Raw genomic sequence first — 20,305 nt, 5'->3', positions numbered from 1 at the left:
CTCTCAATTTTGAGAGGCTTATATTAAGACTCTACTATTTAACAATCTGTAAATGATTATACGGCGTAGTTTTATAAGAACAATTCTGTTTCATATTAGCCTTTAAGATATCCTTTAATTTACCGAAATCGTTACTGATTTTCTTTTCAACAACTCTAGCATAGCGCTGTGTTGTTGATAATTTTGTGTGCCCTAAAAGTTTTGAAACAGTCTCTAACGGAACATTATTTAATAGGGTAACAGTTGTGGCAAAAGTGTGACGAGCAACATGAAAAGTTATATGTTTGTGTATTTTTGCTATTTCTGTAATGGTTTTTAAGTATCTATTAACTACTTGATTAGTATATACTGGTAACAACGAATAATTATTATTAACATTAGGATATTCAGTATATTTATCTAGAATACGTTTGGCATCATCAAGTAATGGAACTTTCACTGGAGTTTTTGTCTTTTTTCTAGTAACATTAATCCATTGTTCACCGTCAATTCCTGTAACGATACCATCCTTTTTCAATAATTTAACTTCAATGTAGCTTAACCCTGTATAGCATGCAAACACGAAAATATCGCAGACTAATTGTAGTCCAGAATCTTCAAAAGTCAAATTTTTAAAAATTTCAAGCTCGTTTGCCTCTAGAAAATGACTATCATATTCATCAAACTTTAATTGATACAATACAAAAGGGTTATGTTGAATCCAGCTAAACTTCATGGCTATATTCAATATCTTTTGAAAACGCTCTTGATGTTTCATAATTCCATTGTTTGTTAAAGGTTGGGAAGCTCTTAATGGTTTGCAAGCACGCAGATAATTTTCAAAACTTGTTATAAATGAATAATCGATTGTAGCCAATTTAACATCTGAAATTCGCAATTTTTTAGTCAAAAACTTCAGTAAATATTTTTCAGTTGCGCCATAATTTTTAGCTGTACCTGGTTCTAACTTTGGTAGTTCGTTTTTAAAATGATAATCCAACAACTCTTTTAAAGTAGTTACTTCCTTATCTGTCCCTAAGTAGCGTAGTTTAATGGCTTGTGCTGTAATTAGCTTATTTTCTATGTGTAATTGCTTATGACAATCTATAAGTTTGGTATATACATCATCTAAATATTGGTTAATAACTTTCGCGCCAGAAATACGCGGATTAATTCTGTTTGCCTTAGATATCCAATAGTGTGGTAGCGTACATCTCTTTGTACTTACATCTGCCCGAATACCATCAACAGTGATTCGTGCATAAATTGGAATTTTTCCATTACTTTTTTCAGCTGATTTTTTCAGCCAGAAGTGAATACTAAATGTCTTTGAAGTTCTCATTACTTTCGTTTTTAGTGAAACAATACTTTAAACGAAAGCCAAATCAGCTTGTGAAAGTCAAATGCACGATTGAGAATACAAGATACGAATTTTATCAGGATTAGAATAGGACACCGATTAGGACACCTTAATATATACTCTCAAAACGAAACAAATGGAAATAGTAAAAATGTAATTTACTGATTTCCATTTGATTAAATATTTATTGGTTTATAGTAAACCTTTAAAAGTCGGGGTGGCAGGATTCGAACCTGCGACCTCCTCGTCCCAAACGAGGCGCGATGACCGGGCTACGCTACACCCCGATTGATTATCGGGTTGCAAATGTATAAAAAATACTTTGTTTGCAAACAAAAAAAACAAAAAAATATAAACTTTTGTAAGATAGGTGTAATCTATCGTCTAATAGCGAAAATATATTTCAAAAAAACTTAATAGAATTAAAAAAAAATTACATTTGTAATCATAAAATTTTTTAGAAGATGGCAGAAAAAATAAAATGTTTAATCATTGGATCTGGACCAGCAGGATATACTGCTGCTATATATGCAGCTAGAGCTGATATGAAACCAGTTATGTATACAGGAATGCAAATGGGAGGACAGTTAACTACTACTACTGAAGTTGATAATTTTCCTGGGTACCCAAATGGAACTGATGGTACTGCAATGATGAATGATTTAAAAAGTCAGGCAGAGCGTTTTGGTACGGATGTACGTTTTGGTTTAGCAACTAAAGTTGAATTTTCTAAAGAAAAAGGAGGTGTTCATAAAATAACTGTAGATGAAAGTACTGAGTTAGAAGCCGAATCTGTTATTATTTCAACAGGAGCTACAGCAAAGTATTTAGGACTTGAGAGTGAACAACGTTTAATAGGAGGTGGGGTTTCTGCTTGTGCTACTTGTGATGGTTTCTTTTATAAAGGACAAGACGTAGTTGTAGTTGGAGCAGGAGATACTGCAGCTGAAGAAGCTACATATTTGGCTAATATTTGTAATAAAGTTACAATATTAGTACGTAAAGATTTTATGCGTGCTTCAAAAGCAATGCAACACCGTGTTAATAAAACAGAAAATATTACTGTGATGTATAACACAGAAATTGATGAGGTATTAGGAGATAATGTAGTTGAAGGTGTACGTGCTGTAAACAATCAGTCAGGAGAAAAAACTGATATTCCAGTAACAGGAGTGTTTATTGCAATTGGTCATAAACCTAATACAGATTTATTTAAAAATGTTTTAGATATGGATGATACAGGTTATTTAATAACAAAAGGTAAATCTACTAAAACAAATTTACCAGGGGTTTTTGCAGCAGGTGATGTGCAAGATAAAGAATATAGACAAGCTGTAACAGCTGCTGGTACTGGTTGTATGGCAGCTTTAGACGCTGAACGTTATTTAGGAGCTTTAGAATAAGTAACTAAGTTATTTTAGATATAAAAAAAGCTTACCAATTTAATTGGTAAGCTTTTTTTTGTACCTATGAATTATTTTTAATTATTTAATTCTGAAATCATTTTTTTAGCTGTAGGATTATCTGAATTAAATTTTAAAGATTTTTCAAAAGCTTTTAGAGCTTCTTCCTTTCTACCTAATTTAACTAGACTGTTTCCATAGTAATTATAAATGCGATGTGTATAATATCCGTGATTAGGGTAGAGCTTTAAGTTTAACTCAAAAAATTTGATAGCCTCTTCATATTTTTCTAGGTCTGCTAATGACTGCCCATATTCATTTATTAAACGTTCAGAAATAGCATATTCTGAATCTGTATTGTATTCTTTTTTAATAAATTCAATTATTTCATCTGTAGATTTTTCTGGAGATAGTTCAGCTATTTTTTTTCTATTCAACATTAGTTTTCTTAAAATCCACCAATAACGCCAAGAGGGAGTTTTAGTTCTATCAGAAAGCTTAATTTTTGTTAGATAGTCTAATTTAGTTTTATGAACTACTACAACATTTCTTTTTGGGATTACAGTAATAAATTGGCCAGAATTGTCCAAGGCAGTATAAGCACCATTAAAATCTGGATTGTCATAAAAACGATCAAATCCCCACCATAAATAACCATAAGTTTCTTGTAAAGGACTAGAAATATCTCCTCCTATTCTAACTCTTACAGTGTCGATATTAATTACCGGAGACGTTGTTTTTTTAATCCAGTTTTTAGAAATAATTTGTTTCCCTTTCCAATTTCCTTCTTGCAACATAAGTTGCCCTATTTTAGCCATATCTCTTGTTGAAATATGGGTTTGGTAGGTGTTATACTTTGAGTTTTTAGTATATTCTTCAGATTGATTATCAATATTCCAATCTTGAAAACCTAATGGGATAGCCAATTGCTTTTCTACTTCTTTATGAAAATTATTTCCAGATTTATTTTCAAGAATATAGCTAGCAACATTATAGTCCCAATTATTAAAAGAAAAATATTCACCAGGTTTCACACTTCCTCTTTCTTTTCTTCTAGAAAGAGTATATTCTGTACTGTTATTTTTAGCGTATAAAACTCCAGAAGTTGACGTAAGTAAATTATTTATTGTTGCCTGTTTTTCTATGGGTAATAGCCCTAAATAATCATTTATATTATTACTGCCAATAGTCTCTTGAAGATTAATTGTTCCATTTTCAACATATTTACCAAACAAAATACTTAGAATACTAATTTTAGCATCCTTTAAATTACTAATTTCAGATACATCTCCGTATTCATAAATAATTTTACCATTTTCTAAAACCATCATACTTGTGGTTTCTGATTCTTCTTTTAAATAACTGTCAATTTCCTTTAACTTTTTTTCAGTAAAGTATGAGTTATTATCTATATGTGTTTTTTCAATAGGAATTCCTTCAAAGTCAGCACTTTTATAAAACCAAGTATGTAAACTTGTATATGAAAGAATAACCATTAGTGTGGTTATTGCTACAGTTCCTTTTAAGATATAATGAACTTTGTATTTTTTGTAAAAATGTATAATCACTTCTCTTTTTTCTAAAAATAAATAAACAACAAACAAATTAGGAACCCAACTTAACCAAGCCACTACTTGGTATGCTAAAGCAAATTCTCCAAAGATATTTATTAACAAAGGTAACCAAAGACGTAATGTAACTGCACCAAATGTACCAGCATAATTATAAATCATATATTTTTTATGAGCAATTACATTTCCTTTTCGAATGCTAGTATATCCTAAAATGGCTAGAGTAATCCAAATAATAGAACCAATTGAAAAACCCAATTTAGGCGATAGCCCTGCAGAAGCATGAAATGCAATATAAAACCCAGGAATTCCACTAATAAGAATTGAAACAATATAAATTTTACCAATCCACCTATGTATATTTAAATATTTTTTTCGAAATTTTTCTATGAATTGTACCCATCCAATTAATAAGGCAATTCCTCCAAAAATAATATGAAGGTAGAAGCATATTATATAAAAATTACTATTTAATAATGAAATAGTTTTAGCAGTTAAAAGTAGAATAGGTTCATCTGCTAAAATGTATTTTAAAGGGTAAGAACTAAAAAAGATGCATAAACTCCCAAAGAGAATCCAAAGTAAAATAACTGTAATTTTTTTCATTTTTTATTGTTTTGATATCACCAAAATAGAATCAAAAAACAGGTTAAAATAAAAACAGACACCCTAAGGTATAAAACATAATTTTTTAGGTGAAAACATAGAGTATTGGTATAAAACTATCGTTTTTAGGTATAAAAATTATAATGATAAAAGACGATTTTTATAACTTTTAGATACAGGAAGTACAACTTGTGTAAGTGAAATTGTAGTAGAGTCTTCCCAAGATTTAAAATGAGAAGGATTGATTAAATGAGAACGATGAATTTGAATTAAAAAATCAAACTCATATTGAATTTTCTTTAAAGAACTTCGAATTAATTTTGTTTTGAGAGTTTCATTTTCTAAAAAGAAAATCTCCACATAATTTTGAGAGTTAGAAACACAAATTAGCTCCTCTTTTTTAATTTTTAAGAAATCTAATTTATTCTCTCCTTTAATAATAATATAGGCTTCTTTTTTAGGAATTAATTTAATTGCATATTTTCTTAATAAAAAAATAATTGGGCTAATAATTAAAGTTATATTGAGTATAATTTCAGTAAAGAATCGAGGGAAATCATAAAAACCATGAACCATAGAACTCTTATAGAAATAATAAGTTATGATAGTATAGATTATATAGTATACTATATAAATACTTATTTCTAAAAAAACATTCCACTTGGAAATTTTAGTATATATAATCTTTTGATAGATAGCGACTACACTATAAGAAAAAAAAGCAGCAAAACTAAAACCTAAACTTACACGAAGCCAAACTCCTAAATCCATGTTTCCATGCTCAAAAGGCCTTGCGAAAAAGCCAAATAAAAAAGCCCACACAGCTAATAGAAAAGCTATAATTATATTGTGTTCTATTTTTGGGTTTAATTTCATTTGACAGTTTTGATAAAAACTCAAAAATACATTTTATAATGAATTTAGAAAAAGATAAATTCATCATACTAAAATTAGTGCAGATAAAAAGAGCTTAGATTTTGTATAAGCTCTTTTTTATTATTTAATAATTCTGATCTTCTATAGATTTCGTTATTGATGATTTTATGGTACCAGTATGCTTAGTAGTTTTACTTTCAATTAACATAATACAACATTCTTCTTCGGAAGAAACTCGGTGATTTACTCCTTTAGGAACTACAAATAAATCTCCTTTATGCATGGTAAAACTAGGTTTGTTTTCAATCTCCATTAATAATGAGCCTTCAACTATATAAAATAATTCATCTTCATTTTCATGATTATGCCAAGGAATATCTTCACCTTTTATTTTCGCAAGCTTTACGTATTGATCATTAACCTCATTAATTATTTTAGGAGAAAAGTATTTTTCTACTGAATTGAACTCATCTTTTAAATTCATTTTTATAATTTTAAATACTAGTTGTTTGTATTGTTTTCTTGATGTGTTTTCTATTTAATAACAGAAAAACCGATATGAATATTGCCAGTTTCTTCGTCTACAAATAGTTCTCTATTTTTTACAGTTCCATGGCAAGTAGTTTCAGAACAAAATAACGAGCCCCCAGCAAGTCGAACTAAATCACCTCTTTTAGTTTCTGTAATATCCCATACATTTCCTAAGATATTTACATCTTTAACAGGGGAAATAGGAAGTTCATTGTTGGAAACTACGGTTCTTTTATCTGTTTTTATAAAATCCCAATATTCATTATACTTTGGAAGTCTCGTTTTTGACCATTTACAATAGGCCATAGCATCATTATAACTTACTTGTGTTATAGGTAGTTCTTTTGAGCTTGGAATATTTATGCCGTCTGGTTTTTTCCAATTAGCACTGTCTACTTTTTTAAAATCATAAACATTTATTTGTACTATAGACCAACCATATTTTTCAGCATCGGTTATGTAGCCAGTTTGTTTAACAAATGTTTCAAATTGAGCATAGGAAACCGGGATTAATTTTTCTTTTTTCTTAGCACAAGAATATACGGACAGCAAAAACAGAAGCATACTAATTGAAATTAGAAATCTACTCGATTTGTCTATAGTGATGTATTTATTTGAGGAAAAACTCATTAATATTAAGTTTTTAAAGTTTTAAGGTGTTGTTTTTAATTAGAATATTATTCTTTAGCACCATGACTTTTTGCTATTTCTATCCAATGCTCTGAAATTCCTTTTGTGTCGGCTCCTAAGCCTCTAGATAAATGTAATGCTACACCAATTAATAAAACAGAAGCTTTATGAAGTTCTTCTAGTGTTTGTATACTTCCAAATTCTTCTTGCGCTTTTAATAGAATTAAATCATTGTGTTTTTGTGCAAAAATAATAGGGTCTTCGGTGCTTTCTGTTATTGCTGGAGTCATTAAACAATCCATCCATTCTTTACCTATTCTTTTTACCGATAATTCATGAGATTCATTACCAATTATTCTCCACATTGATAATGTTTTAGTGTCTCCAGAAGCTGCTAATCCTGAATCTAAAAGTAACTCAAAACCAATGTCAGCTATATTTTGCATTACGATTAAATATTCATCTAATGCTTTTTCAAATTGACTCGCTTGTTGCCCTTTTAGATATTCGCCTACGCTAAGTTTAGGTAAATCTAAAACTTCGGAACAGTCATTTAAACAAGGGAATTTATCTCCTTCATAAATATAATGAGCTTTGTCAAATTGTACTTGCCTGCCTAATGGATATAAACGACAAGCTAATGGGCGACCCTGGTGAACACTGCAACCAGCATTATCTATATATAAGCTACATGCATTTTGTCCTTTTTTGTCTTGTTTTCCGTTAAAACGTAATTGGATACCTCCAAATTCAGAATAAAGATCTCGAAATTCCCTCTGTGTAATTTGCTTTTCTTTGCTAAAACGGAACAATTCCCAAGGATTAAGCATTACATCTTTACCAAAACAGCATGTTCCAGATCGAGAGCAGGTAAGTGGTAATATACTTTGGGTACTGAGTTTCGTTGTTTGCATTTTTATTTAAACTTTGTAAGAATATTTTGTTTAGTACTTGATTTTACAAATATAAGCCTACTTACGAAAATCTAGGAAGATTTTATAAATAGGCTTATTAGTGATTAATTTTTTATCAGAAGGTCTAGGAGCATTTGAATTCACAATATTACCTGAAGGATCTACTAAAATAAAACGAGGAATTAATTGAACCCCATAATCAGTAACAAATTTTGATTTCCAATCATTTGTATCCATGTGTCATGCTCTTTTTTAACATCAATAGAAAGATTTACAAACACTATGTTTTAATTCATGATATTCTTTTTCTACCTTTTTTAAAGATGGAATTTCAGCTTTACAGGGCCCGCACCAAGTAGGTCATACATCGATATACACAAACTTTCCTTTTATATCACTTAATGAAGTTGTTCCTCCTGCATTGTTTTCGTAATTTACAAACACTGGGTAAGCTTTTCCTTTGGCTAATTTCTGAATATTATTAAATTGTTTTGTCAAGCGTTCTTTCAAAATATTATTTACATCACTACCATTATCAAAATACACGATACTTTCGTCAAATTTTTTAGCGTCATCTTTAAATTGATGTTGTATACGTTTTTTAAATACATAGCAGTACTTTCTTTTCCATCACTAAAACTGTAATAGCCGTTTGTATTAAAAATAATATCAGTAAATGTTCCTGTGCCTGAAACTTTAATTTTTCTAACAGCTTTATTTGAACTGTTAATTATAGTTAGTTCATTACTGTTAGGATTATTAATCGTTTCCTGTAAAAAAATGTGTACTCAACAGGTTTTGAATTGTTACATGAAATAATAGTGGTAGCTAAAATTTCTAAAATTAGTTTCTTCATAGTGTTTTTTTAAAAAATTAGTATTAAGTATTTGTGTATGATTTTCCATTTGTTTTCATTCTTTTTTATAAAAAATATTAAAATTGAATGACCGCGTCCTCCATTATCAACTTTGTGACATAAAAAACACCCATTTTTCATAGATTTATCGAATGCCATTTTAGATAATGTTATACGAGCTTAATAACATATACTGTCAATATTGTCTTCAAAAAAATATTTATCTAAAAGTTTCCCTATTTCTGATGATTTTAATAACTCAAAACGTCCTGTACTATTTATTTTTTCAAAGTTTATAGCTTTTGGAAGTTTATTTATTTTGTATAGTTTTTTATGAGATTTGTTTCAAACTCTTTAATTTTTTTCCATTGATTATTTTATGCTCTATCTTTTTTTGTAGGTAAATTATAATTAAGAAGCATAAATAGATTCTGAGTAATTGTTAGACAATCATGTAGGTCAATGAATAACTTTCTATTATCAAAAGGTCTGTTTTTAGCAAATATGTATTCATCGTGAATACTATCTTGAGCTAAATAGTCAAGTTTAAAAAGGTGAATAAAAGGAACTTGTAGATTGTCTGTGCCATATAATTCTATAAAAATATCATTAAAAACTTTATACTGTTCCTCTTTACAACTATCTCAGCTATTATTTTTATACAGTGTTATGTGTAGATTTAATTCATTTTCAACATTTCACCTACTTTCAATAGGGTTTTTTTGGATTTAAGTGGGATATTGCCATTACCATCTGGTCCTACATTTAATAGAAAGTTACCTCCATTACTATTTATTTCATTAAGTTTATTATAAATTGTTACAGCCGATTTCCAATTAGTGTCATCAATCTTAAAGCCCCATGAATCATTCATGGTGTAACAAGCCTCCCATTCATATTCTACATTGTTAGACAGATGTTCTTGCTCTGGCGTACCAAAATCCTTTTTAAAGGACTTTCGTTTTCCAACCCTGTTGTTAATAATTATTTCAGGTTTTAATCCTCTGATATAATTATAAAGATCAATTCCTTTATCATTATTCCACCAATCCACCCAATCGCCATCAAACCATAATATGTCGGTATCATAATTATCAATAAGTTCTTTTATCTGATTTTTTATGTATTTGATATATACTGGTCTTTGGCCAGCCTTCATTTGCACATTTCCCCAGCGACTCCAAGAATCATTTCCTGAAGTATTACGTTGTTGACTACTATGATGCCAATCGATAATACTGTAATAAGTGCCAAACTTAATTCCATTTTCTTGGCAAGCCGTACTGAGTTCGGCAAGAATATCCCTTTTAAATGGTGTATTGGCAACATCAAAATCAGTGTATTTGCTATCCCATAAGCAAAAACCTTCGTGATGCTTTGTGGTGATTACGATGTACTTCATCCCAGCTTTTTTAGCTATAGATACAATCTCATTAGCATTGAAGTCTTTTGGGTTAAAGGAATGGGTGAGCATAGCATAATCTTGTGCTGCAATATCAGATTTAGCTTGTATCCATTCGGCATAACCTTTTATGGTGTCATTTTGATAAACTCCACTTAGTTGACTATAAAGACCAAAATGTATAAACATCCCATATTTAGCTTCTTTGAACCATTGCATACGTTTGTTAAATGCTTCTATTGATTCGTCACTAAAATATTTTTTCTCTTGAGCATTAGAAAAGCAGCTAAATGTTAAAGATAAAATAAGTATATATACTGTTTTTTTCATGTTATTCTGTTTGTAATTTATACAAAACTTATAGGTTTATTACGGGTATATTCCTCTTTTGGTTGGATATGCAGAATTTTAAAAAGGGATAAGAATTCTTTCATAGTAGTGAAAAGAAGTTGTTTTAAATGTACTATAATTTTTTCTAAGAATAAAATAAAAAAAGACCGCTAAACTTAATCAGCGATCTTTTAAACAAACAACTAAATTCTAAAACCTATAAAGTTATAGAAGATTTTTAAAAATAGTTTACCTTAATAAATTACACAATGTGATAAACTATTTTAGTATTTTCTAAAAGCAATATTTGTTTTCTGCTTTTAATTTTTCTGCAATTATATTACGCAACTCAACAACGTTAGGGTAGTTAGCGTATTTTGTAAAACGCTTTAATCCCATTAACATCATACGTTGCTCATCACCTTCAGCAAAAGAGATAATTCCTTCTCTTCCGTTTTTGGTAATAATTTCTACAGCATTATATAAATATAATTTAGCCATAGCAATCTGTTCTTTTTGAGAATCCTCACCAAAACGCTTAGCATTCTTTTCAGTTCTCAAAATAGCAGACTCTGCCATGTACGTTTCAATTAATATGTTAGATGCAGCCGTTAATAATTGTTGGTGTTGTTCTAATTCTGTTCCAAATTTTTGGATGGCAGCACCAGCAACCATTAAAAATACTTTCTTTAATTTTCCAATAATCTCTTTTTCTTCAGCAAATAATTCTGAATAATCTGGAGTATCGAAAGAAGGAATACCTAATAATTCTTCACCAACTGCCATGGCAGGGTTTAATAAATCAACGTGACCTTTCATTGCCTTTTTAACTAACATTCCTACAGATAATAATCTGTTAATTTCGTTAGTTCCTTCATAAATACGAGCAATACGAGCATCTCTCCAAGCAGATTCCATTGGAGTCTCTTCAGAGAATCCCATTCCTCCAAAAATTTGAATTCCTTCATCAGCACAAGCTTGTACATCTTCAGAAACAGCAACTTTTAAGATAGAACATTCGATAGCATACTCTTCAACACCTTTTAATTCAGCATCTTGATGAGAGCTTCCTTCAGATTCACGAATAGCAATACGATCTTCAATATTTTTAGCGGCTCTATACGATGCAGATTCACCTACATACGCATTAGTAGCCATTTCAGCTAATTTCATTTTAATAGCACCAAACTCAGCAATAGGAGTTTTAAATTGCTTACGCTCTGCAGCGTATTGTGTAGCGTAAGAAATTACTCTTCTTTGAGAATCTAAACAAGCAGCTGCTAATTTAATACGACCTACGTTTAACGCATTCATAGCGATTTTAAATCCACCACCACGAACAGATAACATATTTTCTACTGGTACTAATGTATCGCTAAAGAATACTTGGCGCGTAGAAGATGCACGAATACCTAATTTGTGTTCTTCTTCACCTAAAGTTACTCCGTTAGGATTGTTTTTATCATATTCTAAGATAAAACCAGTAATGTTTTTATCATCACCAATACGAGCAAAAACGATAAAGATTTCAGCAAAACCTGCATTTGAAATCCACATTTTTTGTCCATTAATTTTATAGTGCTTTCCATCTTCAGTTAACTCAGCAGTGGTTTTACCAGAATTTGCATCCGATCCAGCTCCTGGTTCTGTTAAACAGTAAGCTCCAAAACGTTCACCCATGGCTAAAGCAGGAACGAATTTTTGTTTTTGTTCTTCGGTACCGTATAAAGTAATTGGCATAGTACCAATACCTGTATGTGCACCAAAAGCAGTACTAAAAGAACCTGTTCCACTTGAAATATAATCACAAGTTAACATAGTAGAAACGAATCCCATTCCTAATCCGCCATAAGCTTCAGGAACAGAAACACCTAAGAAACCTAACTCACCAGCTTTACGCATAGTTTCTTCAGTTAAAGCATAATCTTTCTTTTCAAAACGTTCTTTATGAGGAATGATTTCACGGTCGTTAAATTCTTTAACCGCATCCTTCATCATATTTTGCTCTTCAGAAAAATCTTCTGGAGTAAAAACGTCTTCACACTTTGTTTCTTTTACAAGGAATTGACCTCCTCTTAATAAATCTGCCATTTTTGTTATTTTTTTGTTAGTTTAAGAATTCGAAAATACCTGCAGCACCTTGACCTGTACCTACACACATAGTTACCATACCGTATTTTCCTTGCATATTACGCTTACGCATTTCGTCGAATAACTGAACCGATAATTTAGCTCCAGTACAACCTAATGGGTGTCCTAATGCAATTGCTCCACCATTTACGTTAATGATATCTGCATCTAATCCTAATTCTCTAATTACAGCTAATGATTGAGAAGCAAATGCTTCATTCAATTCAATTAAGCTAATATCTTCTTGTTTTAATCCTGCTTGTTTTAATGCTTTAGGAATAGCAGCTACAGGTCCGATTCCCATAATTCTAGGAGGAACACCAGCGGCAGCATAACTTACCATACGAGCGATTGGTTTAATGTTTAATTCTTTAACCATGTCTTCGCTCATTACCATTAAAAATGCAGCACCATCACTTGTTTGAGATGAGTTACCAGCAGTAACACTACCACCTGCAGCAAATACTGGTTTTAAACGTTGTAATCCAGCAATGTTAGATCCTTTACGAGGTCCTTCATCTTTTGTTACTGTATATTCTCTTGTTGCACGTTTTCCTTTAGCATCCACATAAGTTTCTTCAACTTTAATTGGTACTATTTGATCTTGAAAACGATTTTCCTCTTGTGCTTTTAACGCTTTTAAATGAGATTGTAAAGCAAATTCATCTTGATCTTCACGAGAAATGTTATACTTCTGAGCTACTTCTTCAGCTGTATTTCCCATTCCCCAGTAATAATCTGCATGACCTGCAGCAACTGTATCATAGTTTAATTCTGGTTTAAAACCTGTCATTGGCACAGAACTCATACTTTCAGCCCCACCTGCAATAATACATTCAGCCATTCCTGATTGAATTTTAGCAACTGCCATACTTAAAGTTTCTATTCCTGAAGAACAAAAACGATTTACAGTTACACCAGGTACATCTTCTGTTTTTAATCCCATCAAAGAGATTAAACGTGCCATATTTAATCCTTGTGATCCTTCTGGCATTGCGTTACCAACGATTACATCGTCAATACGACTTTTATCGAACTCAGGTAACTGCTCCATCATGTATGCGATAGTTTCAGCAGCTAACTCATCAGCTCTTTTAAATCTGAACGCACCTCTTTTAGACTTTGCTACGGCAGTTCTATATCCTTTTACTATATATGCTGTTTTCATCTTTTAGTTTCTTAATGGTTTACCAGTTTTTAACATGTGCTGAATACGCTCTAACGTTTTACGTTCTGTAGCTAAGCTTAAGAATGCTTCACGTTCAAGGTTTAATAAATACTGTTCAGAAACTTTTGTTGGTTCTGATAAATCTCCACCAGCCATTACGTAGGCTAATTTGTTTGCAATTTTCTGATCGTGTTCAGAAATAAATCTACTTGCGTGCATAGAATCGGTTGCTACCATAAATGCACCTAATGCTTGTTTACCAAGAACTAATACATCTTTACGAGCAGCAGGTTGTGTATAACCAGCTTCAGCTAGTAATACAGCATGTTTCTTTGCTTCTGCAATTTGACGTTCTCTGTTTACAACAACTACGTCTTTACCTTTTTCTAATAATCCTAAGTCGAAAGCTTCATAAGCTGAAGTACCAACTTTAGCCATACCAATAGTTAAGAAGTATTCTTGCAATACATTTAATTGAACATCTCCTGTACGGAAAGTGTCAGATGCACGTAATGCCATTTCTTTAGAACCACCTCCACCAGGGATCACTCCAACTCCAAATTCTACTAATCCCATATAGGTTTCAGCAGCAGCAACCACTTTATCTGAGTGTAATGATAATTCACATCCACCACCTAACGCCATTCCATGAGGAGCAGCAATTGTAGGAATTGCAGAATAACGCATACGCATCATGGTATCTTGGAAATACTTGATAGCCATATTTAATTCATCATACTCTTGCTCTACAGCCATCATAAAAATCATTCCGATATTAGCACCAACCGAGAAGTTTGCCCCTTGGTTACCAATTACTAATCCTTGGAAATCTTTTTCAGCTAAATCAACTGCTTTATTTAATCCTGCTAAAACGTCTCCACCAATAGTGTTCATTTTAGATTGGAACTCACAGTTTAAGATTCCATCACCTAAATCTTCAATAACAACTCCTGAGTTTTTAAATACCTCAGTAGTTTTACGAATATTATCTAAGATGATAAATGAATCTTGACCTGGCTTTTTAGTTTGAGCTTTGTCTTGAACATCATAATAATATGTTGCTCCGTTTTTAACTGTATAGAAAGATGTAGATCCTTTTGCTAACATTTCTGTAACCCAAGCAGCTGGTTTTTTTCCTTCAGCTTTCATTAATTCAATACCTTTTTCTACACCTACAGCATCCCAAATTTCGAAAGGTCCATTTTCCCATCCGAAACCAGCTTTCATGGCATCGTCAATTTTGTATAAATCGTCTGAAATTTCTGGAATTCTATTTTGAACATACGCAAACATTGCTGCGAAGTTTTTACGGTAGAATTCTCCCGCTTTATCTTTTCCACCAACTAATACTTTAAAACGATCAATTGGTTTGTCAATAGTCTTTGTTAATTCTAAGGTAGCAAACTTAGCACGTTTTTTAGTACGATATTCCATCGTATCTAAATCTAACGATAAGATTTCTTTCTTTCCTTCAGCGTTTACTGATTTTTTGTAGAATCCTTGTTTTGTTTTACTACCTAACCATTTGTTTTCCATCATTGTTGTGATGAAATCTGGTAATTTGAATAAATCGTGAGCTTCGTCGTTAGGACAGTTTTCGTAAATACCATTAGCAACGTGTACTAAAGTATCTAAACCTACAACATCAACAGTTCTAAAAGTAGCTGACTTTGGACGTCCAATTACTGGACCTGTTAATTTATCAACTTCTTCAATAGTTAATCCTAATTCTTTTACTTGGTGAAATAATGATTGAATTCCGAAGATTCCAATTCTATTTCCAATAAAAGCTGGAGTATCTTTAGCTAATACTGAAGTTTTTCCTAAGAACTTAGAACCGTAATCCATTAAGAAGTCAGTTACTTCTTGCTTACAGTTTGGTCCTGGAACAACTTCAAATAATTTTAAATAACGTGGAGGGTTAAAAAAGTGAGTAACCGCAAAATGCTTTTGGAAATCTTCACTTCTACCTTCATTCATAAATTGAATAGGAATTCCAGAAGTGTTAGATGAAATAATAGTCCCCGGTGTACGGTACTTTTCTAATTTTTCAAAAACGATTTTTTTAATATCTAATCGCTCTACAACAACTTCCATGATCCAATCTACATCAGCAACCTTTGCAATATCATCTTCTAAATTACCAGTAGTAATTCTACTTGCAAATTCCTTTTTGTAAATAGGAGAAGGTTTCGATTTTAAAGAAGCAGTTAACGCATCATTAACCAAACGATTACGAACAGCTTTGTCTTCTAACGTTAATCCTTTTGCTTTTTCTTTGTCGTTAAGTTCTCTTGGAACAATGTCTAATAATAAGACTTCAACGCCAATGTTTGCAAAATGACATGCAATACCACTTCCCATAATTCCAGAACCGATAATTGCTACTTTTTTAATTCTTCTTGTCATTTGTTGGTTTGTTTTTATACAGCTTTTTTGTCGATATCATCATATACCAACTTGTCTGTAATAAGTTTGTTTATTGTTGTTGTTACTTTAAAGAAGGTTTCTAATTCTTCTTCAGTAATATATTCTCTTACTTTATTGTTAAATTGATAAACATGGCCTTTTGATACTTCACGCATTTCTTTACCATAATCGGTTAACTTAATAATAACACTTCTACCATCATTCGGATTTTTCTCTCTACAAATAACTCCTTTGTCTTCCATTGTTTTTAATAAACGCGAAAGACTTGTTGGCTCCATACCCATTAATGGACCCAATGCTGTTGAAGGTGTACCGTTTTCAAAATCTATGTTCAATAAAACAAAAGCAGTTGCCATAGTGCTATCATGCTTTGCTGCCTGTTCATTGTACAGTTTTGCAACAGCTTGCCAAGTAGCTCTTAATTGGTGATCTATTGATTTATTTTTATCCATCGTTGTCAAAGATATAAAAATTTATTATGCATGCATAGTATTTTGTAAAAAAGTTATGCATGCATAGTAAATTAAATTAAAAATAATGTAACAAAGAAGGATAGTTGTTTACTAATTAGTAAGTTAAATAAGAGGGGGTGAATCGTATAATAGGTATTGATGTAGCAAGAGCTTTTGCTATAATAGGTATGATAATAGTTAATTTTAAAGTAGCCTTTGGAAATAATGGAAATGAAGCTTTAAAATATTTTACAGGTTTGTTTGAAGGTAAAGCTGCTGCAACTTTTGTAGTGTTAGCAGGAATTGGTTTGGCTTTTATGTCCAATTCGAGTATTATAAAAGGAGACAAGCTAAAATTAAAGAACGTTAAAAAGAAAATATTAAAAAGAGCTATTTTACTTTTTGTAATCGGTTTATTATATCTTCCTATTTGGATTGCAGATATTTTACATTTTTATGGCATATATATGTTAATAACTGTGCTTTTTTTAACAACGAGCAAACGCAAAATATTATTTGCGGCTGGTGCTATTATTCTTTTATATCCAATTCTTATGCTATTCTTTGATTACGATATTGGATGGGATTTTAAAACATTTGAGTATCATAATTTTTGGACCGTCCCTGGATTCGTTCGAAATCTATTTTATAATGGTTTTCACCCAGTTATTCCTTGGACAGCTTTTATGCTTATTGGTCTTTGGTTTGGGAAACAGAATTTAACAGATGAAACTTTTGTTAGGAAGTCTATTAAAATAAGTATGTCAATTTTTGTAATAACATGGTTAGTATCAAAAATGTTACTTTATATTTTTTCAGAAGGAAATACAGAAATAAAGGAGGAGTTGAATTTAGTTTTAGGAATGAGTCCTATGCCGCCTTTGCCAATTTATATGATTTCTGGGAGTAGTTTTGCTATAGGTATTATTTCAATATGCATTTTGATTTCCTATAAATTTAAAAATCATTTTATAATACAAGTTCTAAAAAAAACAGGTCAGTTAGCATTATCCTTCTATGTAGCTCATGTAGTTATAGGTATTGGAATTATTGCGGTTTTTGCACCAGAAAAAATGGGAAAATATTCAATTACGTTTTCTTTTATTTATGCTTTGTTATTTAGTATTTCTTGCATCGTATTTGCATATGTATGGAGTAAGAGTAAAAAGCAAGGTCCATTAGAATGGCTAATTAGAAAAATAACAAATTAGAATTGTCTTATTTAAAAAAAGAATAAGGAGTGTAACAAAATAGGAAAGAAATATACTAATCTATATAAAATATGTAAGTTTGTCATAGCTGTTCTTTGACAAACAGCAATTAATCAACTTTAAAATCTATGGATAATTTATTAGAAATTAATAATGTAGTAAAACGCTATGGCGATTATACTGCATTAAATGATGTGTCTATGCACATACCTAAAGGAAGTGTATTTGGTCTTTTAGGACCCAATGGAGCAGGAAAAACATCTTTGATTAGAATTATTAATCAAATAACAATGCCCGATAGTGGAGGCATTATTCTAGATGGTGAAAAACTAGCACCAAACCACATAGAGCATATTGGGTACTTACCAGAGGAAAGAGGTTTGTATAAAAGTATGAAAGTTGGTGAACAAGCTCTGTATTTAGCGCAATTAAAGGGGTTAAGTAAATCTGAAGCGAAAAAAAGATTAAAATATTGGTTTGATAAATTTGATATTGGAGCTTGGTGGGGTAAGAAAATAGAAGAGCTTTCTAAAGGAATGGCTCAAAAAGTACAGTTTATTGTAACTGTTTTACATCAACCTAAATTATTGATTTTTGATGAGCCTTTTTCTGGATTCGATCCAATTAATGCACAGTTAATAGCTAAGGAGATTTTACAATTACGAGATGAAGGAGCAACTATTATTTTTTCAACACACCGTATGGAAAGTGTTGAAGAGATGTGCGACTATATTGCTTTAATTGATAAATCAAATAAAATATTAGACGGTAAATTAGATGATATAAAAAGAGAATTTAGAACGAACACTTTTCAGGTAGGATTAAATACTTCTAATGGAAAAGAAGTAGAAGCAAAATTAAAACAGAATTTTAAAGTTTTGCCTGCCGATTTCAGATTATTAAACGATGGATTAAAATTAAATGTAAAGTTAACTGAAGGGAATTCGGCAAACGATTTACTATCATTTTTAACAACACAAGGACAAGTACAACATTTTGTAGAATTAATACCAAGTGCCAACGATATTTTTATTAAGGCGGTAAATAAAAACAGTTAAGCTATGAGTAGATTAAAGTTAATTATAGAACGCGAGTTTATTGCTAAGGTTAGAAATAAATCATTTTTAATGATGACTTTTTTAAGCCCTTTATTAATGGTAGGTATGGGTGCTTTAGTTTTTTTCTTAATGAAAAAAAACGATGAAAAAGTTAAAAAAATAGTTTATGTAGATGAATCAGGTTTATTATTTAAAGATGTATTTAAAGATTCTGAAACTGTAAAATACGAAGATTTTACTTCATTAGGTATTACTGACTCTAAAAAGAAAGTAGAAGAGGGAGATTATTACGGAGCATTATATATTCCTAAACAAGATAGTTTAGAGATTTTAGCGAACTCGATTGAATTTTATTCTGAAGATTCTCCAGGTATGAATGTAATGAATGGTTTAGAGAGTAAAATAGAGTCAAGACTTAGAAATGAAAAACTAAACAATTTTGGTATTGATTTAGTGCAAATAAAAGCATCGAGAATTAGTGCAGATATTAAGATGTTCAATTTTTCTGGAGAAGAATCCTCTAAGGCAAAGAATGTTGCAAGTATTATAGCAGGTGGAGCAGCAGGATATTTGTTATTCATGTTTGTTTTAATTTACGGAACTTCTGTAATGCGTAGTGTAATTGAAGAAAAAACGAGTAGAATTATTGAGGTAATTGTATCGTCGGTAAAACCATTTCAATTAATGCTAGGTAAAATTATAGGAAATGCATCTGCAGGTTTACTACAATTCTTTATTTGGGGAGTTATTATGTTTATTATAAGTATAGTTGCTTCTTCTCTATTGGGAATAGATATGGCAGAAATGCAAGCATCTAGAGTTCCTGCAGAACAAATGGAAGCAATGAAAGAAGTAGCCAAAGCAGGAAAATTAGAACAAATAATTACAGAGCTGTTAAATTTACCATTGTTTAAAATGTTCTGTTTATTTATTTTCTATTTCTTAGGAGGGTATATGTTATATAGTTCTCTATTTGCAGCAGTAGGGGCAGCCGTTGATAATGAGACAGATACGCAGCAGTTTATGATGCCAATAATGTTACCATTAATGTTAGGTGTTTATGTTGGTTTCTTTACTGTAATTAATGACCCACATGGACCAATATCAGTTATATTTTCTTATTTACCATTTACTTCACCAATAGTTATGCTAATGCGTATTCCTTTTGGTGTTTCATGGTATGAAATCGTACTATCTATGCTATTATTATTAGTTAGTTTTATGTTTATGGTATGGTTAGCAGCCAAAATTTATAGAGTAGGTATTTTAATGTATGGTAAGAAACCATCGTATAAAGACCTTTGGAAGTGGATTCGATATAACGGATAAAAACAAAGTTTTAGAAAGCAGTTATCATAAAAAGATAGCTGCTTTTTTTAACTAATATTATATATTTAC

17 protein-coding genes and 1 tRNA gene are annotated in these 20,305 nt (G+C 31.0%); 4 read left to right on the top strand and 14 right to left on the bottom strand.

The features are described from left to right. Positions 1–34: 34 nt before the first annotated feature. Complete coding sequence (locus Q0881_RS08890) at positions 35–1,321, bottom strand: site-specific integrase (RefSeq protein WP_299159129.1); 1,287 nt, start codon at positions 1,319–1,321, stop codon at positions 35–37. A gap of 230 nt (positions 1,322–1,551) precedes the next feature. Then, positions 1,552–1,626: transfer RNA gene (locus Q0881_RS08885), tRNA-Pro, on the bottom strand. Between the two features lie 177 nt (positions 1,627–1,803). Here Q0881_RS08885 and trxB point away from each other — a divergent pair. After that, the gene (gene trxB / locus Q0881_RS08880) at positions 1,804–2,742 is read left to right on the top strand and encodes a thioredoxin-disulfide reductase (RefSeq protein WP_299159127.1); all 939 of its coding nucleotides are present in this window, start codon (positions 1,804–1,806) and stop codon (positions 2,740–2,742) included. A gap of 77 nt (positions 2,743–2,819) precedes the next feature. Here the strand turns inward: trxB and Q0881_RS08875 are convergent, their stop codons facing one another. The 12 genes from Q0881_RS08875 to Q0881_RS08820 all read right to left on the bottom strand — a co-directional run bounded on the left by Q0881_RS08875 (position 2,820) and on the right by Q0881_RS08820 (position 16,638). After that, a complete protein-coding gene (locus tag Q0881_RS08875) occupies positions 2,820–4,919 on the bottom strand; it encodes a DUF2306 domain-containing protein (protein WP_299159125.1) in 2,100 nt (699 codons plus the stop codon). A 138-nt stretch (positions 4,920–5,057) separates the two neighbouring features. Next, positions 5,058–5,795 (bottom strand): LytTR family DNA-binding domain-containing protein, encoded by a 738-nt coding sequence (locus Q0881_RS08870; protein ID WP_299159123.1) that lies wholly within the window; start codon positions 5,793–5,795, stop codon positions 5,058–5,060. 124 nt (positions 5,796–5,919) lie between these two features. Next, positions 5,920–6,279, bottom strand: a complete 360-nt coding sequence (locus Q0881_RS08865; protein ID WP_299159121.1) for a cupin domain-containing protein — start codon at positions 6,277–6,279, stop codon at positions 5,920–5,922. Between the two features lie 50 nt (positions 6,280–6,329). Further along, positions 6,330–6,956 (bottom strand): SUMF1/EgtB/PvdO family nonheme iron enzyme, encoded by a 627-nt coding sequence (locus Q0881_RS08860; RefSeq protein ID WP_299159119.1) that lies wholly within the window; start codon positions 6,954–6,956, stop codon positions 6,330–6,332. Between the two features lie 47 nt (positions 6,957–7,003). After that, complete coding sequence (locus tag Q0881_RS08855; protein ID WP_299159117.1) at positions 7,004–7,870, bottom strand: YkgJ family cysteine cluster protein; 867 nt, start codon at positions 7,868–7,870, stop codon at positions 7,004–7,006. A 57-nt stretch (positions 7,871–7,927) separates the two neighbouring features. Further along, entirely contained in the window at positions 7,928–8,107 is a 180-nt protein-coding gene (locus Q0881_RS08850; RefSeq protein WP_299159115.1) for a hypothetical protein, read from the bottom strand. Positions 8,108–8,230: 123 nt separating this feature from the next. Next, positions 8,231–8,416, bottom strand: coding sequence for a hypothetical protein (locus Q0881_RS08845; RefSeq protein ID WP_299159113.1), 186 nt, complete (start codon positions 8,414–8,416; stop codon positions 8,231–8,233). 989 nt (positions 8,417–9,405) lie between these two features. Next, positions 9,406–10,458 carry an alpha-L-fucosidase gene (locus Q0881_RS08840; protein ID WP_299159111.1) on the bottom strand — a complete coding sequence of 351 codons (1,053 nt, stop codon included), beginning with the start codon at positions 10,456–10,458 and terminating at the stop codon, positions 9,406–9,408. 294 nt (positions 10,459–10,752) lie between these two features. Beyond that, on the bottom strand, positions 10,753–12,549 hold the full coding sequence (locus Q0881_RS08835) for an acyl-CoA dehydrogenase family protein (protein ID WP_299159109.1): 1,797 nt from the start codon (positions 12,547–12,549) through the stop codon (positions 10,753–10,755). Positions 12,550–12,565: 16 nt separating this feature from the next. Then, positions 12,566–13,756, bottom strand: a complete 1,191-nt coding sequence (locus tag Q0881_RS08830) for an acetyl-CoA C-acyltransferase (RefSeq protein ID WP_299159107.1) — start codon at positions 13,754–13,756, stop codon at positions 12,566–12,568. Positions 13,757–13,759: 3 nt separating this feature from the next. Then, entirely contained in the window at positions 13,760–16,165 is a 2,406-nt protein-coding gene (locus Q0881_RS08825; protein WP_299159105.1) for a 3-hydroxyacyl-CoA dehydrogenase/enoyl-CoA hydratase family protein, read from the bottom strand. Positions 16,166–16,179: 14 nt separating this feature from the next. Continuing rightward, entirely contained in the window at positions 16,180–16,638 is a 459-nt protein-coding gene (locus tag Q0881_RS08820) for a MarR family transcriptional regulator (RefSeq protein WP_299159103.1), read from the bottom strand. Positions 16,639–16,775: 137 nt separating this feature from the next. Here Q0881_RS08820 and Q0881_RS08815 point away from each other — a divergent pair, with 137 nt between their 5' ends. The 3 genes from Q0881_RS08815 to Q0881_RS08805 all read left to right on the top strand — a co-directional run bounded on the left by Q0881_RS08815 (position 16,776) and on the right by Q0881_RS08805 (position 20,236). Continuing rightward, positions 16,776–17,849 (top strand): heparan-alpha-glucosaminide N-acetyltransferase domain-containing protein, encoded by a 1,074-nt coding sequence (locus Q0881_RS08815; protein ID WP_299159101.1) that lies wholly within the window; start codon positions 16,776–16,778, stop codon positions 17,847–17,849. 128 nt (positions 17,850–17,977) lie between these two features. Next, positions 17,978–18,907, top strand: coding sequence for an ABC transporter ATP-binding protein (locus Q0881_RS08810; protein ID WP_299159098.1), 930 nt, complete (start codon positions 17,978–17,980; stop codon positions 18,905–18,907). A gap of 3 nt (positions 18,908–18,910) precedes the next feature. Further along, on the top strand, positions 18,911–20,236 hold the full coding sequence (locus tag Q0881_RS08805; protein WP_299159096.1) for an ABC transporter permease: 1,326 nt from the start codon (positions 18,911–18,913) through the stop codon (positions 20,234–20,236). The last annotated feature ends 69 nt before the right edge of the window (positions 20,237–20,305 follow it).

Source organism: uncultured Tenacibaculum sp. (genome assembly GCF_947494125.1).
GTDB lineage: Bacteria > Bacteroidota > Bacteroidia > Flavobacteriales > Flavobacteriaceae > Polaribacter.
This window is presented reverse-complemented; position numbering and strand designations above follow the sequence as displayed.

What these genes read in the sequence shown, in the direction of transcription:
- Q0881_RS08820 (WP_299159103.1), bottom strand. Translation starts at nt 16,638, where the DNA reads ATGGATAAAAATAAATCAATAGATCACCAATTAAGAGCTACTTGGCAA.
- Q0881_RS08860 (WP_299159119.1), bottom strand. Translation starts at nt 6,956, where the DNA reads ATGAGTTTTTCCTCAAATAAATACATCACTATAGACAAATCGAGTAGA.
- Q0881_RS08825 (WP_299159105.1), bottom strand. Translation starts at nt 16,165, where the DNA reads ATGACAAGAAGAATTAAAAAAGTAGCAATTATCGGTTCTGGAATTATG.
- Q0881_RS08840 (WP_299159111.1), bottom strand. Translation starts at nt 10,458, where the DNA reads ATGAAAAAAACAGTATATATACTTATTTTATCTTTAACATTTAGCTGC.
- Q0881_RS08855 (WP_299159117.1), bottom strand. Translation starts at nt 7,870, where the DNA reads ATGCAAACAACGAAACTCAGTACCCAAAGTATATTACCACTTACCTGC.
- Q0881_RS08810 (WP_299159098.1), top strand. Translation starts at nt 17,978, where the DNA reads ATGGATAATTTATTAGAAATTAATAATGTAGTAAAACGCTATGGCGAT.
- Q0881_RS08875 (WP_299159125.1), bottom strand. Translation starts at nt 4,919, where the DNA reads ATGAAAAAAATTACAGTTATTTTACTTTGGATTCTCTTTGGGAGTTTA.
- Q0881_RS08890 (WP_299159129.1), bottom strand. Translation starts at nt 1,321, where the DNA reads ATGAGAACTTCAAAGACATTTAGTATTCACTTCTGGCTGAAAAAATCA.
- Q0881_RS08870 (WP_299159123.1), bottom strand. Translation starts at nt 5,795, where the DNA reads ATGAAATTAAACCCAAAAATAGAACACAATATAATTATAGCTTTTCTA.
- trxB (WP_299159127.1), top strand. Translation starts at nt 1,804, where the DNA reads ATGGCAGAAAAAATAAAATGTTTAATCATTGGATCTGGACCAGCAGGA.
- Q0881_RS08830 (WP_299159107.1), bottom strand. Translation starts at nt 13,756, where the DNA reads ATGAAAACAGCATATATAGTAAAAGGATATAGAACTGCCGTAGCAAAG.
- Q0881_RS08850 (WP_299159115.1), bottom strand. Translation starts at nt 8,107, where the DNA reads ATGGATACAAATGATTGGAAATCAAAATTTGTTACTGATTATGGGGTT.
- Q0881_RS08865 (WP_299159121.1), bottom strand. Translation starts at nt 6,279, where the DNA reads ATGAATTTAAAAGATGAGTTCAATTCAGTAGAAAAATACTTTTCTCCT.
- Q0881_RS08805 (WP_299159096.1), top strand. Translation starts at nt 18,911, where the DNA reads ATGAGTAGATTAAAGTTAATTATAGAACGCGAGTTTATTGCTAAGGTT.
- Q0881_RS08835 (WP_299159109.1), bottom strand. Translation starts at nt 12,549, where the DNA reads ATGGCAGATTTATTAAGAGGAGGTCAATTCCTTGTAAAAGAAACAAAG.